The following is a 15439-nucleotide window of genomic DNA, read 5'->3' as shown; positions in this document are numbered from 1 at the left end:
AAGGTGATGGACAGCGGGAATAAAGGCTACGCCTCCCTGAGCGGGTAGGTCAGGTCGGGCCCGTTCATCGTCGTGTAAGTCACATCGGGAACCGCGTTTCGGGCTGTGAAATGGCGGGAAACAAGCGGGGTTCCGGATGCGGGAGAGGATGCGCGGGCACGCCACGTCGGGGCCCTGAGCGTCCTCGCTCGGCGCATCGCGCTGGCCCGTGCCTGATCACAGGTGCCCGGCTGGGCGGACGTTTGTGATCTTGATCATCCGACTGAACCCCATGGGGGCGCGGAGCGTCAACTCGACGCCGGAACGGCTCCCGGAAGGGTGACGATGATCCGGCATCCGCGCTCGGATTCGGCCACACCGATCCGGCCGCCGTGCAGATCCACCGCCCAGCGGGCGATGGCCAGCCCCAGACCGGTGCCGCCGTCGCTGCCCGGACCGTGCGGGCGGGTCACCTGGCCCCGGTTGAACCGCTCGAACACGCGGTGCCACTCGGACCGGGGGATGCCCGGACCCTCGTCCAGCACCTCCAGCTCCAGCGACTCCGGACGCGGCCCGCGCCGGGCCCGTACCGTCACCCGGCCGTGCGGCGGGCTGTGCTTGACCGCGTTGTCTATGAGGTTCGCCACGACCTGGTGGATGCGCTCGGGATCGGCGTGCGCGGTCAGCTCCGGCGGGGACACGTCCAGGTGCAGATGCACATCGGTACGGGTGTGGCTGCCGGAGCCGGAGGCGAGTCCGGCGCGCGCCGAGGCGACCATGTTGGCCTCCTTGAGCACCCCGGACAGATACGGCCACACCTCGAAGCGGCGGGCCTTCAGCGGGACCACGCCGTTGTCGAGGCGGGAGAGGTCGAGCAGGGTCTCCACCAGCCGCCCCAGCCGGTCGGTCTGGCGCAGCGCGGTGCGCATGGTCTCCGGGTCGGCCTCGGTGACGCCGTCGACGATGTTCTCCAGCACCGCGCGCAGCCCCGCGATGGGGGTGCGCAGCTCGTGCGAGACGTTCGCCACCAGCTCCTTGCGCTGGAGGTCCTGGGCCTCCAGCTCGTCCGCCATGACGTTGATCGTGACGGCCAGGTCGCCGAGTTCGTCGCGGCGGCCCTCGCTCACCCGGCGGGTGTAGTCGCCGTGCGAGATGGAGCGGGCCACCGCGTTCATCTCGTCCAGCGGCGCGGTGAGCGAGTGGGCCACGAACTGGGTGATCAGCAGCGTGGCGATCATCGAGAAGACCGTGATGAAGCGCAGTTCGGTCTTGGTGTGCACCGCGATCATGGAGAGACCGGTGGTGATCAGCACCGAGATGACGACCAGCGCGCCCAGCTTGGTCTTGATCGAGAACGGGCGTACGCCGCCCCAGGGTCCGCCCCCGGCGCGTCGGCGCCCCGCTTCCCGTCCGAGACTCACGGCGTCGGCGTCTCCAGCGCGTAACCGACCCCGTGCACCGTGCGGATGCGTTCGGCGCCGATCTTCCGGCGCAGCGCCTTGATGTGGCTGTCCACGGTCCGGGTGCCGGAGGCGTCCGCCCAGTCCCACACCTCGGCCAGCAGCTGCTCCCGGGAGAGCACCGCGCGCGGGGTGTTGGCCAGGCACACCAGCAGGTCGAACTCGGTGGGCGTCAGGTGCACGTCGTCGGACTTCACCCGCACCCGGCGCTGCGCGTGGTCGATCTCCAGCTCGCCGAGCCGGAGTATCCCGGAGCGGGGCGTGGTCGCGGCGAGCGCGGCGCGCTCCATGCGGCGCAGCAGGACGTGCACGCGCGCGGCCAGCTCCCGCATGGAGAACGGCTTGGTCATGTAGTCGTCGGCGCCGACCCCGAGACCCACCAGCATGTCGGTCTCGTCGTCGCGCGCGGTGAGCATCATCACCGGCACCGGGCGGGACGCCTGCACGCGGCGGCAGACCTCCAGGCCGTCGAAGCCGGGCAGCATGATGTCGAGGATCAGCAGGTCCGGCTGCCATGCCTCGGCCGTGTCGACCGCCGACGGACCGTCACTGGCCGTCTGTACGAGGAATCCCTCGGCACGGAGCCGGGCCGCGACGGCGTCGACGATCGTGGGGTCGTCCTCGACGACCAGGACCCGGCGCTGCGCGCCCTGAGACGTCGTCGCCGCGCTGGTCTGGGAGGTGTGTGTCTGCTCCATCGCCCGCCCCTGTTGCTTTCCGGAATCCGTGGGGTGATCCCATGACTGCGATTGACGCTTGAATGATCCGCGTCACGCCGCACATTACGGGGACACGCCTGGCCATCGCTATCCAGGTCGGACGGCGAGATGGACCACGTCGGGAACGCCACGGGCAACGGGGACCTCTTCGGTACGCACCTGCCGGAAACCGGCATTCCGCAAGGTTCCTTCAAATTCCGGAGAGGGCCGCGCGGACCAGGTCGCCAGTACCCCGCCAGGTCTCAACACCCTTGCGCACGCGGCGAGTCCGTCCGGTGTGTAGAGGCTGTCGTTGCCCTCTGTGACCGTCCAGCCGGGGCCGTTGTCGATGTCGAGGCACAGCGCGTCGAACGTGTCCGATGTCTCATTGACGTAAGTGACGAGATCCGCCTCCACGACGCGCGTGCGCGGGTCGGCCAGGGCGTCGGCGGAGATCCCGGCCAGCGGGCCCGCGCGGTGCCAGTCGATCACGGCGGGCTCGCGCTCGACCACGGTGATCCGCCCCCAGTGGGGATCGGCGGCCGTGTGCGCCAGGGAGAAGCCCACGCCGAGCCCGCCGATCAGCACCTCCGGCGCCGGGCGGTCGTCCAGCGCGTCCCGCGCCGCGTCCACGAGCAGCCGCTCCGAGCGGCCGTCGGAGGTGTCCATCAGGAAGCACCCGTTGGCGATGATCTGCAGCAGCTCCCCGCTCCGGCGCAGCACCACTTCCCCGTACGGCCCCTCGCGCCGGTCCAGAACCACGGGGCTGTCGTCCGTCGCAGTCATGCCGACATCCTGCCCCGCTCGCCCCGGAAGTCTTCGTTCGCCGAGAGCGAACGGTGTTCGAGGAACATTCAACGGCTCACGGGCATTGAGTCAGTGTTACTCAAGTTGACTGCTGAAGGGGAGATCATGGCTGCTGAGTCGGGTGAGCCCATGGAGGTCACGCTCGTTCTGCCCGTGCTGCCGCTCGACGACGAGGTCGTGCTGCCCGGCATGGTCGTTCCGCTGGATCTGAGCGACGCCGAGGTCCGGGCCGCCGTGGAGGCCGCCCAGGCCGCCGCGCGTACGGAGTCCGGCAAGCCGAAGGTGCTGCTGGTCCCGCGCATCGACGGCACCTACGCGAAGACCGGTGTGCTCGGCACCGTCGAGCAGGTCGGCAGACTCGCCGACGGCGACCCCGGCGCCCTGGTGAAGGGGCGCGACCGGGTGCGCATCGGCGCGGGCACCACCGGCCCCGGCGCCGCCCTGTGGGTCGAGGGAGCCAAGGTCGCGGAGACCGTGCCCGAGCCGCTGCCCGGCCAGGTGACCGACCTGGTCAAGGAGTACAAGGCGCTGGCCACCACCTGGCTGCGCAAGCGCGGCGCCTGGCAGGTCGTGGACCGGGTCCAGGCCATCGACGACGTCTCCGCGCTCGCCGACAACTCCGGTTACTCGCCGTTCCTCACCACCGACCAGAAGACCGCGCTGTTGGAGACCACCGACCCGGTGGCCCGGCTCAGGCTCGCCGCCCAGCAGCTCCGCGACCACCTCGCCGAGCAGGACGTGGCCGAGACCATCGCCAAGGACGTCCAGGAGGGCGTCGACAAGCAGCAGCGCGAGTTCCTGCTGCGGCGCCAGCTGGAAGCGGTCCGCAAGGAACTGCGCGAGCTGCACGGCGACGGCCCGGACGCGGCCGAGGAGTCCGACGACTACCGCGCCCGCGTGGAGGCCGCCGACCTGCCCGGGCACGTCCGCGAGGCCGCGCTCAAGGAAGTGGAGAAGCTGGAGCGCTCCTCCGACCAGTCGCCCGAGGGTTCCTGGATCAGGACCTGGCTGGACACCGTCCTGGAGCTGCCGTGGAACGAGCGGACCGAGGACGCGTACGACATCCAGGGCGCCAAGGAGATCCTGGACGCCGAGCACGCCGGTCTGGACGACGTGAAGGCGCGCATCACCGAGTACCTCGCGGTGCGCAAGCGGCGCGACGAGCGCGGGCTCGGTGTGATCGGCGGGCGGCGCGGCGGTGCCGTGCTGGCGCTGGTCGGACCGCCCGGCGTCGGCAAGACGAGCCTCGGTGAATCGGTGGCGCACGCGATGGGGCGGAAGTTCGTCCGGGTCGCGCTCGGCGGTGTCCGGGACGAGGCGGAGATCCGGGGCCACCGGCGCACCTACGTCGGCGCGCTGCCCGGCCGTATCGTCCGCGCGGTCAAGGAGGCCGGGTCGATGAACCCGGTCGTGCTGCTCGACGAGATCGACAAGGTCGGCTCGGACTACCGGGGCGACCCGGCCGCCGCCCTGCTCGAAGTGCTGGACCCGGCGCAGAACCACACCTTCCGCGACCACTACCTGGAGGTCGAACTCGACCTCTCCGACGTGGTCTTCCTCGCCACCGCCAACGTCCTGGAGGCGATCCCGGAGGCACTGGCCGACCGGATGGAGATCGTCCGGCTCGACGGCTACACCGAGGACGAGAAGGTCGTCATCGCCCGCGACCATCTGCTCCCGCGCCAGCTGGAGCGCGCCGGTCTCACCGGCGACGAGGTCACGCTGGAGGAAGGCGCGCTGCGCAAGCTGGCGGGGGAGTACACCCGTGAGGCGGGCGTGCGCACCCTGGAGCGGACCGTGGCCCGGCTGCTGCGCAAGGTCGCGGCCCAGCACGAACTGGGCGAGCGGGAGCTGCCGTTCACCGTCCGCGAGGAGGATCTGCGCGGCCTGGTCGGGCGTCCGCACCACGTTCCCGAGTCCGCGCAGGACCCGGCCGAGCGCCGTACCGCCGTACCCGGTGTGGCGACCGGGCTCGCGGTCACCGGGGCGGGCGGCGACGTGCTGTACGTCGAGGCGTCGCTCGCCGACCCGGAGACGGGCGCGGCGGGGCTGACCCTCACCGGTCAGCTCGGTGACGTGATGAAGGAGTCGGCGCAGATCGCGCTGAGCTTCCTGCGCGGTCACGGCGCGGAGCTGGAGCTGCCGGTGGCCGACCTGAAGGACCGGGGTGCGCACATCCACTTCCCGGCGGGCGCGGTCCCCAAGGACGGGCCGAGCGCGGGCGTCACCATGACCACCGCACTGGCCTCCCTGCTCTCCGGCCGGCTGGTCCGCACGGACGTGGCGATGACCGGCGAGGTCTCGCTGACCGGGCGGGTGCTGCCGATCGGCGGGGTGAAGCAGAAGCTGCTCGCCGCGCACCGCGCCGGGGTGACCACCGTGATCATCCCCAAGCGCAACGAGGCCGACCTGGACGACGTCCCGGCCGAGGTGCTGGAGAAGCTCGACGTGCACGCGGTGACCGATGTCCGCCAGGTGCTGGAGCTGGCCCTCGCGCCCGCCACCACCGTGGCGGAGGTCCCGGCCGCGGCCTGAAGTACGGCGAAGGCCCGAGTCCCCTCCCTGCGAGGGGACTCGGGCCTTTCGCGCGTCTCTAACCGTTGGCCAGCGCCTGCACCCGGTCCAGGGCGCCGTTGAACCTGTCGTGGTCGCCGACGGTCGGGCCGGAGGAGGTGTACTGCCACATCGTCTGCACGCCCCAGCCCGCGGGCAGCGTGCCCGGCGCGGTGGCGTACCGGGCGATCCACAGCGGGTTGACCGCGCCGAAGGCGGCGGTGTTGCCGGTGCACTGGGTCCACCAGCTCGTCGCCGTGTAGATCACCGCGTCCCGCCCGGTGCGCGCCCGGTAGGTGTTCAGGAAGTCCGCGATCCAGTTGGTCATCGCGGCCCCGGCCATGCCGTAGCAGGCGTCGCCGTACGGGTTCCACTCGATGTCCAGCACGCCGGGCAGCGTCCGCCCGTCCCGCGACCAGCCGCCGCCGTGGTCCACGAAGTAGTTGGCCTGCACCGCGCCGCTCGTGGTGTCCGGGGTGGCGAAGTGGTACGCGCCCCGGATCATGCCCACGTTGTAGGAGCCGTTGTACTGCTGGGCGAAGGACGGGTTGGTGTAGTAGGTGCCCTCCGTGGCCTTCGTGTAGGCCCAGCGCACGCCGCTGTTCCACAGCGTGGCCCAGTCGACGTCGCCCTGGTGGCCGGAGACGTCGACGCCCTCGGTCTGGGCGGCCCGGGTGCCCGCCGGGGCACCGGAGCGGCCGTCGTGGGAGAGGACCCCCATGCCGAGGTAGGCGTCGCCGCGGTGGGGCGCGGCATGGGCGGGAGCGGTACCGATGACCAGCGAGAACGCACCGAGCAGGGCCGTGACCAGGACGGCGAGCGTGCGCGGGCGGGCGGGGCCGGGTCTGTGCACGGGCATGGCGTGGCCTTCCGGGAGAAAGGTGGGGGACCAGAAATGACCGACGAGCCTGTTGCGCGGGGCCGCCGAGAGGGGCCCGTCCAAGAAGCTACGCACGTAGATACGGGGGTGGGAAGGGGGTCCGGATGCCGCCGTTGGTCTACGCCTGCGAAATACTGACGGAGCTGCGGCGATGACGGGGTCCGGCAGAAAATTTCAGAAGCGAAACCGGGCAGGGGTACTGAGGTGCACGAGGACGGGAACAACGGTACGGGCGGCGGCGCCGCACCCGTGGCGCCGCGCTGTGTCGACCAGGAATTCCTGGCGCTGGAGCGCGAACTGACGGTGCTGCTGCGGCGGGCGCGGGCCAACCAGGGCGAGATGGCCCGCGAGGTCCACCCCGACCTGGAACCGGCCGCGTACGGCCTGCTCATCCGACTCGACGAGCAGGGCGCCCAGCGGGCCACCGACCTGGCCGCCTACATCGGCGTCGGCAAGGCCACCATGTCCCGCCAGTTGCGCGCCCTGGAGGACCTCGGCCTGATCGCCCGCGAGCCCGATCCGGCCGACGGCCGCGCCTGGCTGGTCACCCTCACCGACGAGGGCCGGGGCCGGGTCGGCCAGGTCAGAGAGGCCCGCCGCGCCCGCTACGTCACCAAGCTCGCCCATTGGGACCGCCGTGAGGTTGCCGAACTCGCGCGTCTGCTGCACCAGTTGAACGACATCGCGGAGAAGTAGCCGCTCCCCGGCGGTCCTTCACAGCTCCACGTGGACGGCCGTCGCGTCGTCGTGCGTCTTGCTGCGGCCCAGGAACGCCCGCTCCTCCCGGTCCGCCAGCTCCAGTTCCCGCACCCGGTCCACCAGGGCGCGGGTGCCCTCCTTGGCGACCAGGTCGAACAGGGCCGTCCAGTCGCCCTCGCGGAACTTCTCCGTCCAGCGGGCCGCGCCGTCCGTCAGCGCCACCAGCGAGCGCACCTCGGCGCGCGGCACCGTGCCGGTCACCGCGTACCGGACCACCGAGGGGTCGGCGGCGGCCGTGAAGAAGCCGCCCTCCTTGTTCCGCAGCTCGGCGTCCACCACTTCCGCGCTCGCCAGCGCCCCGCGCGGCAGCCTGGCCAGCCGGTCGTCCAGCACCGGGGTCACCGTGCCGTCCGGGGCGCGCAGCAGCAGCGCGGAGTCCGAGAGCACCAGGTACTCGACCGTCTGTGCCGACCAGCGCACCAGCACCACCGTCGCCTGGGGCGTGCGCGGGTGAGAAAGGTCACAGGTGATCAGATGGGCCTCGGATGTTTGGCTGATCGCCCGACCGAGAATCTCCGCCAGCGTCAGATCTCGGTGGGAAACGGTCAGTTCGGTCAGCTTGCCGCCCAGCCGGGCCGTGAACCAGGGCACCGGGTGCGAGCAGCCCGGCGCGTACGGGGGCGGTGTCACTCCGTCCAGCAAGATCACGCAACCGCCCTGACCGCAGGCGGGTAGTCCGACGCCCGCGAAGTCCTCGTTGGGCCGGTCGGCGGTGCCGGGTTCCGAGACGAGATCAGTGCGCATCCCGCCAGTCTGCACGAGTCCTTCACGAAGCGGGGCAACGGCCGGAGTACGCGCTCCCTTTGGCGCGACAGTGCAGCTCAGACGCCGGAATTGGCGGCAAATGAGATGGTCCGGGAATGCGTGGCGGCGAATACTGCCAAAGCCTGTCCCGCGCGTCCAACCGGCCCGCCGCACAAGGGTGCCCGGCGCGCCGTCACGACTTGCCCGCCAACTCCCCTCCGATGTTCACTCCTTCGGGTGGCGGGTCAGGTGATGCGCGGCCACTGCCCACCGGCGCTGGGAGGGTCGGGAACCACGAATCGGGTGTACGCACCACTTGGCACCGAGACGACGGGGCGCCGCCCGGCCCTTCCGTAGACGAGTTCAGGATTGCGAGCACCGGTGCAGAAGAAGCGGCCTCGGCGCACAGGCAGGCAGACGGCCCCCCAGGGGACCGAACAGACCCCCGTGGGCGCTGGACGTCCCACCCATGTGCGCAACCGGCTGATCGTCGCCGTGGCCGTGGTGGCCGCCGCCATAGCCGCGGCAGGCGCCCCCGCCCTGCTCACCGCCTCCGGGGACCTCCATGAGTCCCAGGAACTGGTGACCCGGGCGGAGGAGACCCAGGACGCCCTCGCGCTCGCCCACTCACTGGCCGACGAACGCGACGAGGTCACCTCCTACGTCGCCGCCGGACGCCCGAAGACCAAGGCGCCCTCCGAGCAGCGCGGCACCCGCGTCGACCGCCAGGTCGAGGACCTGCGCGCGGACACCGACCTGCCGTCCCGGCTGCGTACCGCGCTGGACGGCATCGCCACCGTCCGCCGCACCGCCCTGACCGGCACGTCCGACGCGCTGCGCACCCACCAGGCGTACTCGGCCACCATCACCGAACTGCACCGGCTCGCCGAGGAACTGGCCGAGCGGACGCCCCCGCGCGCCGGGTCCGGCGCCTACGCGCTCGCCGAACTGGACTCCGCCGTCCAGCAGTCCGCCGCCGCGCGCGGCCTGCTGCTGGCCGCGCTCAGCGTCCCCTCCACGCCCAGCACCACGATCAGCCCGGTCACCGGCCTGCCCGTCACCACCAGCGACAGCAGCAAGGACGACACCGCCCGCCGGGACGCGCTCACCGCCGCCGCCCAGCGGGCCCGGCTGCGCGCCGACGCCTCTCTCGCCACCTTCCGCGAGACCGCGCCCAAGGACGCCGTCACCTCCTACGACTCCACGGTCACCGGCCCGGAGGTCAACTCCGCCGAGAAGTACCTGGCCTTCCTCACCGGCCAGCCCACCTTCGGCGACCGGCAGCTCACCGTCAGCGCCAAGAACGCGGGCGCCGCGCTCTCCGCCCGCGTCGACCTGATGCGCGGCGCCGAGTCCGCTCTCTACGAGCGCCAGGGGCAGAACCTCGCCGCCCTGCGGGACGACGACGTCACCGGTCTGGAGATCCGGATCGCGGTGCTCGGCGCCCTGATGCTGGTCGCCGTCGGCATCGCCACCGCCATGGCCCGCACCCTGACCCGCCCGCTCTCCGTGCTGCGCCGGGGCTCGGCCCGCCTGGCCGGTGCCGAGGACCCCGCCGGGCAGGAGCCGATCGCCTTCACCGGCCGCAACGACGAGTTCGCCCAGGTCGTCCGCTCCGTGAACGCCCTGCACGCCCACGCCGTCACCCTGCACGAGCGGGTCGCCACCCTGGAGGCCGACCGCAAGCACCTGGTCGGCCAGCGGCAGAAGATGGCCGACGCCCGTGAGGCGCTGCGTGCCGAACTCACCGACTCCAGCGCCCAGTTGGAGCGGCTGCGGGAGAGCATCGGCGGCACCTTCGTCAACCTCGCGCTGCGCACCCTCGGCCTGGTCGAGCGCCAGCTCTCCGTGATCGAGGGGCTGGAGGAGCGCGAGCAGGACCCGGAGCGCCTGGCCACCCTGTTCAAGCTGGACCACTTCGCCACGGTCATGCGGCGCCACAGCGAGAACCTCCTGGTCCTCTCCGGCACCGAGCACATCCAGCCCGCGCACGGCCCGGTCCCGCTGGTCGACGTGGTCCGCGCGGCCGTCAGCGAGATCGAGCGGTACGAGCGCGTCCGGATCGCCGCCCTGCCGCCGCACGCCCATGTGGCCGGGTTCGCCGCCGACGACCTCTCCCACCTGCTGGCCGAACTCATGGAGAACGCCAGCTCGTTCTCCCCGCCCGACCTGCCCGTCGAGGTCTCCGCCTGGCTCCTGGAGTCCGGCGAGGTCATGCTGTCGGTGCAGGACGAGGGCATCGGCATGGCCGCCGAGCGCATGGAGCGGCTCAACGGCCGCCTCGCCGACTTCGACCCGGAGTCGCCGTACGAGCAGGAGGGCGAGGACGGTCTCGGCCTCGGCCTGTACGTCGTCGCCCGGCTCGCCCACCGGCACGGCATCCGGGTGCAGCTGCGCGAGCAGAAGCAGGGCGGGGTCGCCGCCGTCGTCGTGCTGCCGCGGTCGCTGCTCACCGAGACCCCGGTCGGCGCGGTCCCGCACCACGCCACCCGCACCGCGGGCACCCAGAGCTTCTCGCTGCCCGGCGCCGACGCCGAGGCCAATTCCAACGTGCTGCGCGGCCGTCCCAAGGGCACCGACCCGCTCGTCGCCCTCGCCGAGAAGGCCGTGGCCGACAACGAGATCGCCGAGCAGGGCGCCCTCGCCGAGCAGGCGGACGCGGACGCCGGTGAAGCGGTGATCCCGAGGCAGGCCACCCGCGAGCTGCCGCCCGAGACGGCGCCCGAGGTGCTGCCGGAGCCGCTGCCCGAGGCCCTGCCCGAGTCGGCCCCCGAGACCACGATGGAGCTGCTGCTCCCGTCGGCCGCCCCCGCCGACCGGACCGCACCCGTCACCCCCGCGCCCGTCGTCCCAGCGCCCCTCACTCCCGAATCCGCCACTCCCCTCCCCGCCGAGGCCACGCACGACCGTGCCCCGGACGAGACGGAGGAGAAGCTGACGAGCAAGGGTCTGCCCAAGCGCACCCCGAAGATCACCGTGCCCGAGGCCCCGGTCCGCCCGCGCGCCACCGGTGTGGACGCCGAGGCCCTGCGCCGCAGGCTCGGCGGCTTCCGCAAGGGGGCGCAGGCCGGTTACCGGGACGTCGAAGCGGAGATCGCCGAGCACACGGCGCAGAACCAGCGGCCCACCAGCAGTGCACACGTCGAAGAATCCACGGGGGGCCACGCCGAGGAGGCAAGCAGTTGACCACGCCCAGTACCTACGGACTGAGCAGTGAAGCCCGCAACCTGCATTGGCTGCTGACCAACCTGGTCGAGGAAGTACCCGGTATCCAGTCGGTCGCGGTCGTCTCCTCCGACGGCCTCCTCCTGCTGTCGTCCGACCCGAGCCGCGCCGAGGCGGAGCGGCAGAACCGGCCGGTGACCAAAGGTCCCCGCGGCTCCGCCGCCGACCTGGCCACCATCGTCTCCGGCATCGGCAGCCTCACCGTGGGCGCCGCCAAGCTGATGGACTCCGGCTCGGTCAAGCACACCATGGTCGCCATGGACGAGGGCAGCCTCTTCGTCATGTCGATCAGCGACGGCTCGCTGCTCGGCGTGCACGGCTCCGCCGAGTGCGACATGAGCGTGATCGCGTACCACATGGCGCTCTTCGTCGGCCGGGCCGGACATGTGCTGACCCCGGAACTCCGCAGCGAACTGCGGAAATCCATGGAGTCCGAACCGAGCGGGAGCAGCCGATGAGCGCCATCGCCAGGAAGAAGACGCAGCTCCCCACGCGCGGCGGCGACCGCAAGGCCGCCCGCGTGCGCCCCTACTCGCTCACCGGCGGCCGCACCCGCTTCGGTCACGTCCTCCTGGTGGAGACGTTCGTGGCCAGCACCGCGGCGCTCGACGCCCCGGAGGAGCGCAAGGAACTGGCGAACGGGGCCGCGCCGCGCGTGATGCCGGAGATGGTCGCCATCGTCGAACTGTGCCGCCGTATGCGCACGGTGGCCGAGATCGCCGCGCTGCTGAGAATGCCGCTCGGCGTGGTCCGGGTGCTCCTCAGTGACCTCGCGGACCAGGGAAAGATCCGTGTTTACGGCACCGGAACCGGTCACGGCACCGGCCGTCCGGACCGCGCGCTGCTGGAAAGGGTGCTGAGTGGACTCCGCCGTCTCTGACGCGACTGCCTCCGTCGGGAACGTTCCCCCCGTCGACGGCGTGGCCGAGCCCGTCGAGGAACTGAAGTCCTGGCAGCAGGACCGCAGCCGGGCCCCCGTCGCCACGAAGATCGTGGTGGCGGGCGGGTTCGGCGTCGGCAAGACCACGCTGGTCACCGCGGTCTCGGAGATCACCCCGCTCCAGACCGAGGCGCTGATGACCCAGGCGAGCGAGGAGACCGACGACCTCACCGCCACGCCGGGCAAGACCTCCACGACCGTGGCCATGGACTTCGGCCGCATCACGCTCGACGACGACCTGGTGCTCTACCTGTTCGGCACGCCGGGCCAGCAGCGGTTCTGGTTCATGTGGGACGACCTGGTGCGCGGCGCGATAGGCGCCGTGGTCCTGGCCGACACCCGGCGGCTCAAGGACTGCTTCCCGGCGCTGGACTACTTCGAGAGCTGCGGCCTGCCGTACGTGGTCGCGGTCAACCACTTCGACGGCACCGAGATGTTCGGGCCCGAGGACGTGCGGGAGGCGCTGACCATACCCGCCCACATCCCTGTCATGATCATGGATGCGCGGCGCCGGATCTCAGCGATCGAGACCCTCCTGGCCCTGGTGGGCCACGCGCTCGACGTAACCCCCGAGTAGTCCCCAGCCCCCGTAGGAGACACCCCCGCATGCGGAAGATACTCGTCGTCGGAGCCGGTCAGTCCGGTCTCCAGCTCGCCCTCGGCCTCCAGTCGCACGGCTACGAGGTCACCCTGATGTCCAACCGGACGGCGGACGAGATCCGCTCCGGCCGGGTCATGTCGACCCAGTGCATGTTCGACACCGCCCTCCAGCACGAGCGTGACCTCCAGCTGAACTTCTGGGAGTCCCAGGCCCCGAAGATCGAGGGGCTCGGCGTCTCGGTCGCCGCCCCCGGCTCCTTCGACCCCGGCCCCTCGCAGCGGGCCATCGACTGGGTCGGCAAGCTGGACGGCTACGCCCAGTCGGTGGACCAGCGGGTCAAGATGGCCGGCTGGATGGAGACCTTCGCCCAGCGCGGCGGCCAGCTGGTCATCCACGGCGCGGCCGTCGGCGACCTCGACTACTTCTCCCGCACCTACGACCTCGTGCTGGTCTCGGCGGGCAAGGGCGAGCTGGTGTCGATGTTCGGCCGCGACCCGGAGCGCTCCCCGTACACCGAGCCGCAGCGCGCGCTCGCGGTGGCGTACGTGCACGGGCTCGGCCCGCGTCCGGAGCACCCGGAGTTCGACGCGGTCCGCTGCAACCTGGTGCCCGGTGTCGGCGAGATGTTCGTGATGCCGACCCTGACCACCTCCGGCCGCGCCGACATCCTGTTCTGGGAGGGCATACCCGGTGGCCCGCTCGACGTGTTCAACGGCGTCAAGGACCCCACCGAGCACCTCTCCCTGACCCTGGAACTCATGGAGAAGTTCCTGCCCTGGGAGTACGCGCGCGCCACCAAGGTCGAACTGACCGACGCCGGGGGCACCCTGGCGGGCCGCTACGCGCCGACCGTGCGCAACCCGATCGGGCGGCTGCCCGGCGGCGGCCTGGTCCTCGGTGTGGCCGACGTGGTCGTGGCCAACGACCCGATCACCGGCCAGGGCTCCAACTCGGCGTCCAAGTGCGCCGCCGCCTACCTCGACTCCATCCTGGAGCGCGGCGACCAGCCGTTCGACGAGGAGTGGATGAAGGCCACCTTCGACCGCTACTGGGCCACCGCCCAGCACGTCACCAAGTGGACCAACGCCATGCTGGCCCCGCCGCCGGAGCACATCCTCAACCTGATCGGCGCCGCGGGCCAGCTCCAGCCGGTCGCCGATCGCTTCGCCAACGGCTTCGACAACCCGGCCGACTTCGAGAACTTCTTCTACGACCCCGCGAAGACGGAGGCGTACGTCGGCTCGGTGGCGGCGGGCGCCTGACGCACCGCCGCAGAGGCACTGACGACCCCGGCCCCGTGCCCGCCTGTCACAGGCGGCGCGGGGCCGCGTCGGGTCGTACGGCGCCCAGGACCGGGTTGGCCGCCAGGGGAGAGATCTTGATCTTCTCGCCGGTGCGCGGGGCCTGCACCACCTTGCCGCCGCCGAGGTAGAGGGCGACATGGGTGGCCTCGGGGAAGTAGATGACCAGGTCGCCGGGGCGCAGGGAGTTCAGCGGGACGTGCGGGAGCCGGGCCCACTGCTCCTGGCTGGTGCGGGGGATCGGGGTGCCCGCGCGGGCCCAGGCGCGGGAGGTCAGGCCCGAGCAGTCGAAGGAGGCGGGGCCGGTCGCGCCCCACAGGTAGGGCTTGCCGATCTGGTCCAGGGCGTAGCGGACCGCCTTGCCGCCCTCCGCGGAGGCGGGCCGGTCGTCGTCCCCGAGGGTGCCCGACGCGATGAGGCGCCGCTGCGCCTCGGTCACGCCGTCCTGCTCCAGCCGGGACAGCTCGGTCTGCTGCTCGGGGGTGAGGGAGGCGAGCAGCCGCTCCACCTCGGCCAGGCGCTTCGTCACGTCGTCGCGCTGCTTCTTCTGCTTCCCGGCCAGGGTGAGCTGGGTGTCCAGGGCCTTGCGGGCCGACCTGGCCAGGGCGTCCGCGCGGTGCTCGGCGCCGGTCAGCCGGTCCACGGTGGCGGCGCGTTCACCGGCGACGCGGCCGATGACATGGCCCTCGTCGAGCGCCTGCTGCGGGTCGCGGGCGAGGAGGACGCGGACGTAGACGGAGAAGTTCGAGCTGTTCTGGTACTGCTCGCGGGCGAGCCGTCCGGCGTCGCTCCGGCTGCCGCGCAACGCCTGGCGCGCGCTCGCCAGTTCACCGTCCAGCCGCTTGACCTCGGCCCGCTGCGCGGTCAGCTTCTCCGCGGTGGCGTTGTAGGTCTCGGTGGCCTGTTCGGTCTGCTGGTACAGCCGCTGAAGGTCCGTCAGCAGCTGGGCCACCGGCCGCTGCGGCTGGGGCGCGGCCACCGCGGGCAGCGGCGCGAAGGCGACCTGGGCCGCCATCGCGGCCGTACAGGCCAGGCGCAGCAGGGCTACTGACACGACATCACCTCCGGTGCGAGGGGCGGCGGCCGTCCCGCCTGCCTCCCTACCCGGAGCTTGTGCCTCGTTTCGCGGGGTCCGCGCGCCGAACGTGCGCGGACCGGCGCAACCCTGTCACCCGGTCGGGTCGTCCGGCTTGCCGTGCGGCGTGTTGTCCGGCGTGTTGTCCCGCCTCGGCTTCGACCAGGGCCAGCGGAGCCGGTCGGCGTCGCCGAGGCCCTCGGGATCGTGCACGTACTTCCACCCGCGCACCAGCCCCAGCCTCCGGGTGTGCCCGCGCGGGGTGCGCCGGTAGACCAGCACGGTGGGCGGGCCGCCGGCCGCGTCGGGGACCGGGATGCGGTACGTCTTCGGGGGGTGGCCGGTCGGGCCGAGCAGCACGGGCAGCACCCGGCCGTCCATCGGTCCGCCCTCGAAGGGGGTGTCCTGACTCTTCAC

At 72.0% G+C, this 15439-nt stretch carries 14 protein-coding genes; 7 read left to right on the top strand and 7 right to left on the bottom strand.

The genetic code is table 11. From position 1 onward, the window contains the following. Positions 1–287 precede the first annotated feature (287 nt). From ACI2LY_RS10210 to ACI2LY_RS10200, 3 genes are all read right to left on the bottom strand, one after another. Positions 288–1400 (bottom strand): ATP-binding protein, encoded by a 1113-nt coding sequence (locus tag ACI2LY_RS10210; protein WP_401447117.1) that lies wholly within the window; start codon positions 1398–1400, stop codon positions 288–290. Then, positions 1397–2137 carry a response regulator transcription factor gene (locus ACI2LY_RS10205; RefSeq protein ID WP_388995535.1) on the bottom strand — a complete coding sequence of 247 codons (741 nt, stop codon included), beginning with the start codon at positions 2135–2137 and terminating at the stop codon, positions 1397–1399. Before ACI2LY_RS10205 ends, ACI2LY_RS10210 begins: the two co-directional genes overlap by 4 nt. Positions 2138–2245: 108 nt before the next feature. Beyond that, positions 2246–2923 carry a spermidine synthase gene (locus ACI2LY_RS10200; RefSeq protein ID WP_404706783.1) on the bottom strand — a complete coding sequence of 226 codons (678 nt, stop codon included), beginning with the start codon at positions 2921–2923 and terminating at the stop codon, positions 2246–2248. A 126-nt stretch (positions 2924–3049) separates the two neighbouring features. Here ACI2LY_RS10200 and lon point away from each other — a divergent pair, with 126 nt between their 5' ends. After that, positions 3050–5479 carry an endopeptidase La gene (gene lon, locus ACI2LY_RS10195; RefSeq protein ID WP_404706782.1) on the top strand — a complete coding sequence of 810 codons (2430 nt, stop codon included), beginning with the start codon at positions 3050–3052 and terminating at the stop codon, positions 5477–5479. A gap of 58 nt (positions 5480–5537) precedes the next feature. On the opposite strand, the gene ACI2LY_RS10190 is transcribed toward lon, so the two are convergent. Next, positions 5538–6356, bottom strand: coding sequence for a lysozyme (locus tag ACI2LY_RS10190; RefSeq protein ID WP_404706781.1), 819 nt, complete (start codon positions 6354–6356; stop codon positions 5538–5540). Positions 6357–6581: 225 nt separating this feature from the next. Here ACI2LY_RS10190 and ACI2LY_RS10185 point away from each other — a divergent pair, with 225 nt between their 5' ends. Then, a complete protein-coding gene (locus ACI2LY_RS10185) occupies positions 6582–7073 on the top strand; it encodes a MarR family winged helix-turn-helix transcriptional regulator (RefSeq protein ID WP_404706780.1) in 492 nt (163 codons plus the stop codon). Between the two features lie 18 nt (positions 7074–7091). On the opposite strand, the gene ACI2LY_RS10180 is transcribed toward ACI2LY_RS10185, so the two are convergent. Next, entirely contained in the window at positions 7092–7880 is a 789-nt protein-coding gene (locus tag ACI2LY_RS10180) for a hypothetical protein (RefSeq protein ID WP_404706779.1), read from the bottom strand. Positions 7881–8261: 381 nt separating this feature from the next. Here ACI2LY_RS10180 and ACI2LY_RS10175 point away from each other — a divergent pair, with 381 nt between their 5' ends. Genes ACI2LY_RS10175 through ACI2LY_RS10155 form a run of 5 tightly spaced genes read left to right on the top strand, consistent with a single transcriptional unit; the run spans position 8262 to position 13908 of the window. Further along, positions 8262–11066, top strand: coding sequence for a nitrate- and nitrite sensing domain-containing protein (locus ACI2LY_RS10175; protein ID WP_404706778.1), 2805 nt, complete (start codon positions 8262–8264; stop codon positions 11064–11066). Further along, on the top strand, positions 11063–11563 hold the full coding sequence (locus tag ACI2LY_RS10170; RefSeq protein ID WP_388995513.1) for a roadblock/LC7 domain-containing protein: 501 nt from the start codon (positions 11063–11065) through the stop codon (positions 11561–11563). Before ACI2LY_RS10175 ends, ACI2LY_RS10170 begins: the two co-directional genes overlap by 4 nt. Then, on the top strand, positions 11560–11985 hold the full coding sequence (locus tag ACI2LY_RS10165) for a DUF742 domain-containing protein (RefSeq protein ID WP_404706777.1): 426 nt from the start codon (positions 11560–11562) through the stop codon (positions 11983–11985). The genes ACI2LY_RS10170 and ACI2LY_RS10165 overlap by 4 nt, the downstream gene beginning before the upstream one ends. After that, positions 11966–12622, top strand: coding sequence for a GTP-binding protein (locus tag ACI2LY_RS10160; protein ID WP_404706776.1), 657 nt, complete (start codon positions 11966–11968; stop codon positions 12620–12622). Before ACI2LY_RS10165 ends, ACI2LY_RS10160 begins: the two co-directional genes overlap by 20 nt. A 29-nt stretch (positions 12623–12651) precedes the next feature. Continuing rightward, positions 12652–13908, top strand: a complete 1257-nt coding sequence (locus tag ACI2LY_RS10155; protein ID WP_404706775.1) for a styrene monooxygenase/indole monooxygenase family protein — start codon at positions 12652–12654, stop codon at positions 13906–13908. 46 nt (positions 13909–13954) lie between these two features. On the opposite strand, the gene ACI2LY_RS10150 is transcribed toward ACI2LY_RS10155, so the two are convergent. After that, complete coding sequence (locus ACI2LY_RS10150; protein ID WP_404706774.1) at positions 13955–15001, bottom strand: NlpC/P60 family protein; 1047 nt, start codon at positions 14999–15001, stop codon at positions 13955–13957. 114 nt (positions 15002–15115) lie between these two features. Beyond that, positions 15116–15439: a hypothetical protein gene (locus ACI2LY_RS10145; RefSeq protein ID WP_404706773.1), complete on the bottom strand. Its 324-nt coding sequence runs from the start codon at positions 15437–15439 to the stop codon at positions 15116–15118.

The organism is Streptomyces sp. NPDC002176 (assembly GCF_044903645.1).
GTDB lineage: Bacteria > Actinomycetota > Actinomycetes > Streptomycetales > Streptomycetaceae > Streptomyces.
This window is presented reverse-complemented; position numbering and strand designations above follow the sequence as displayed.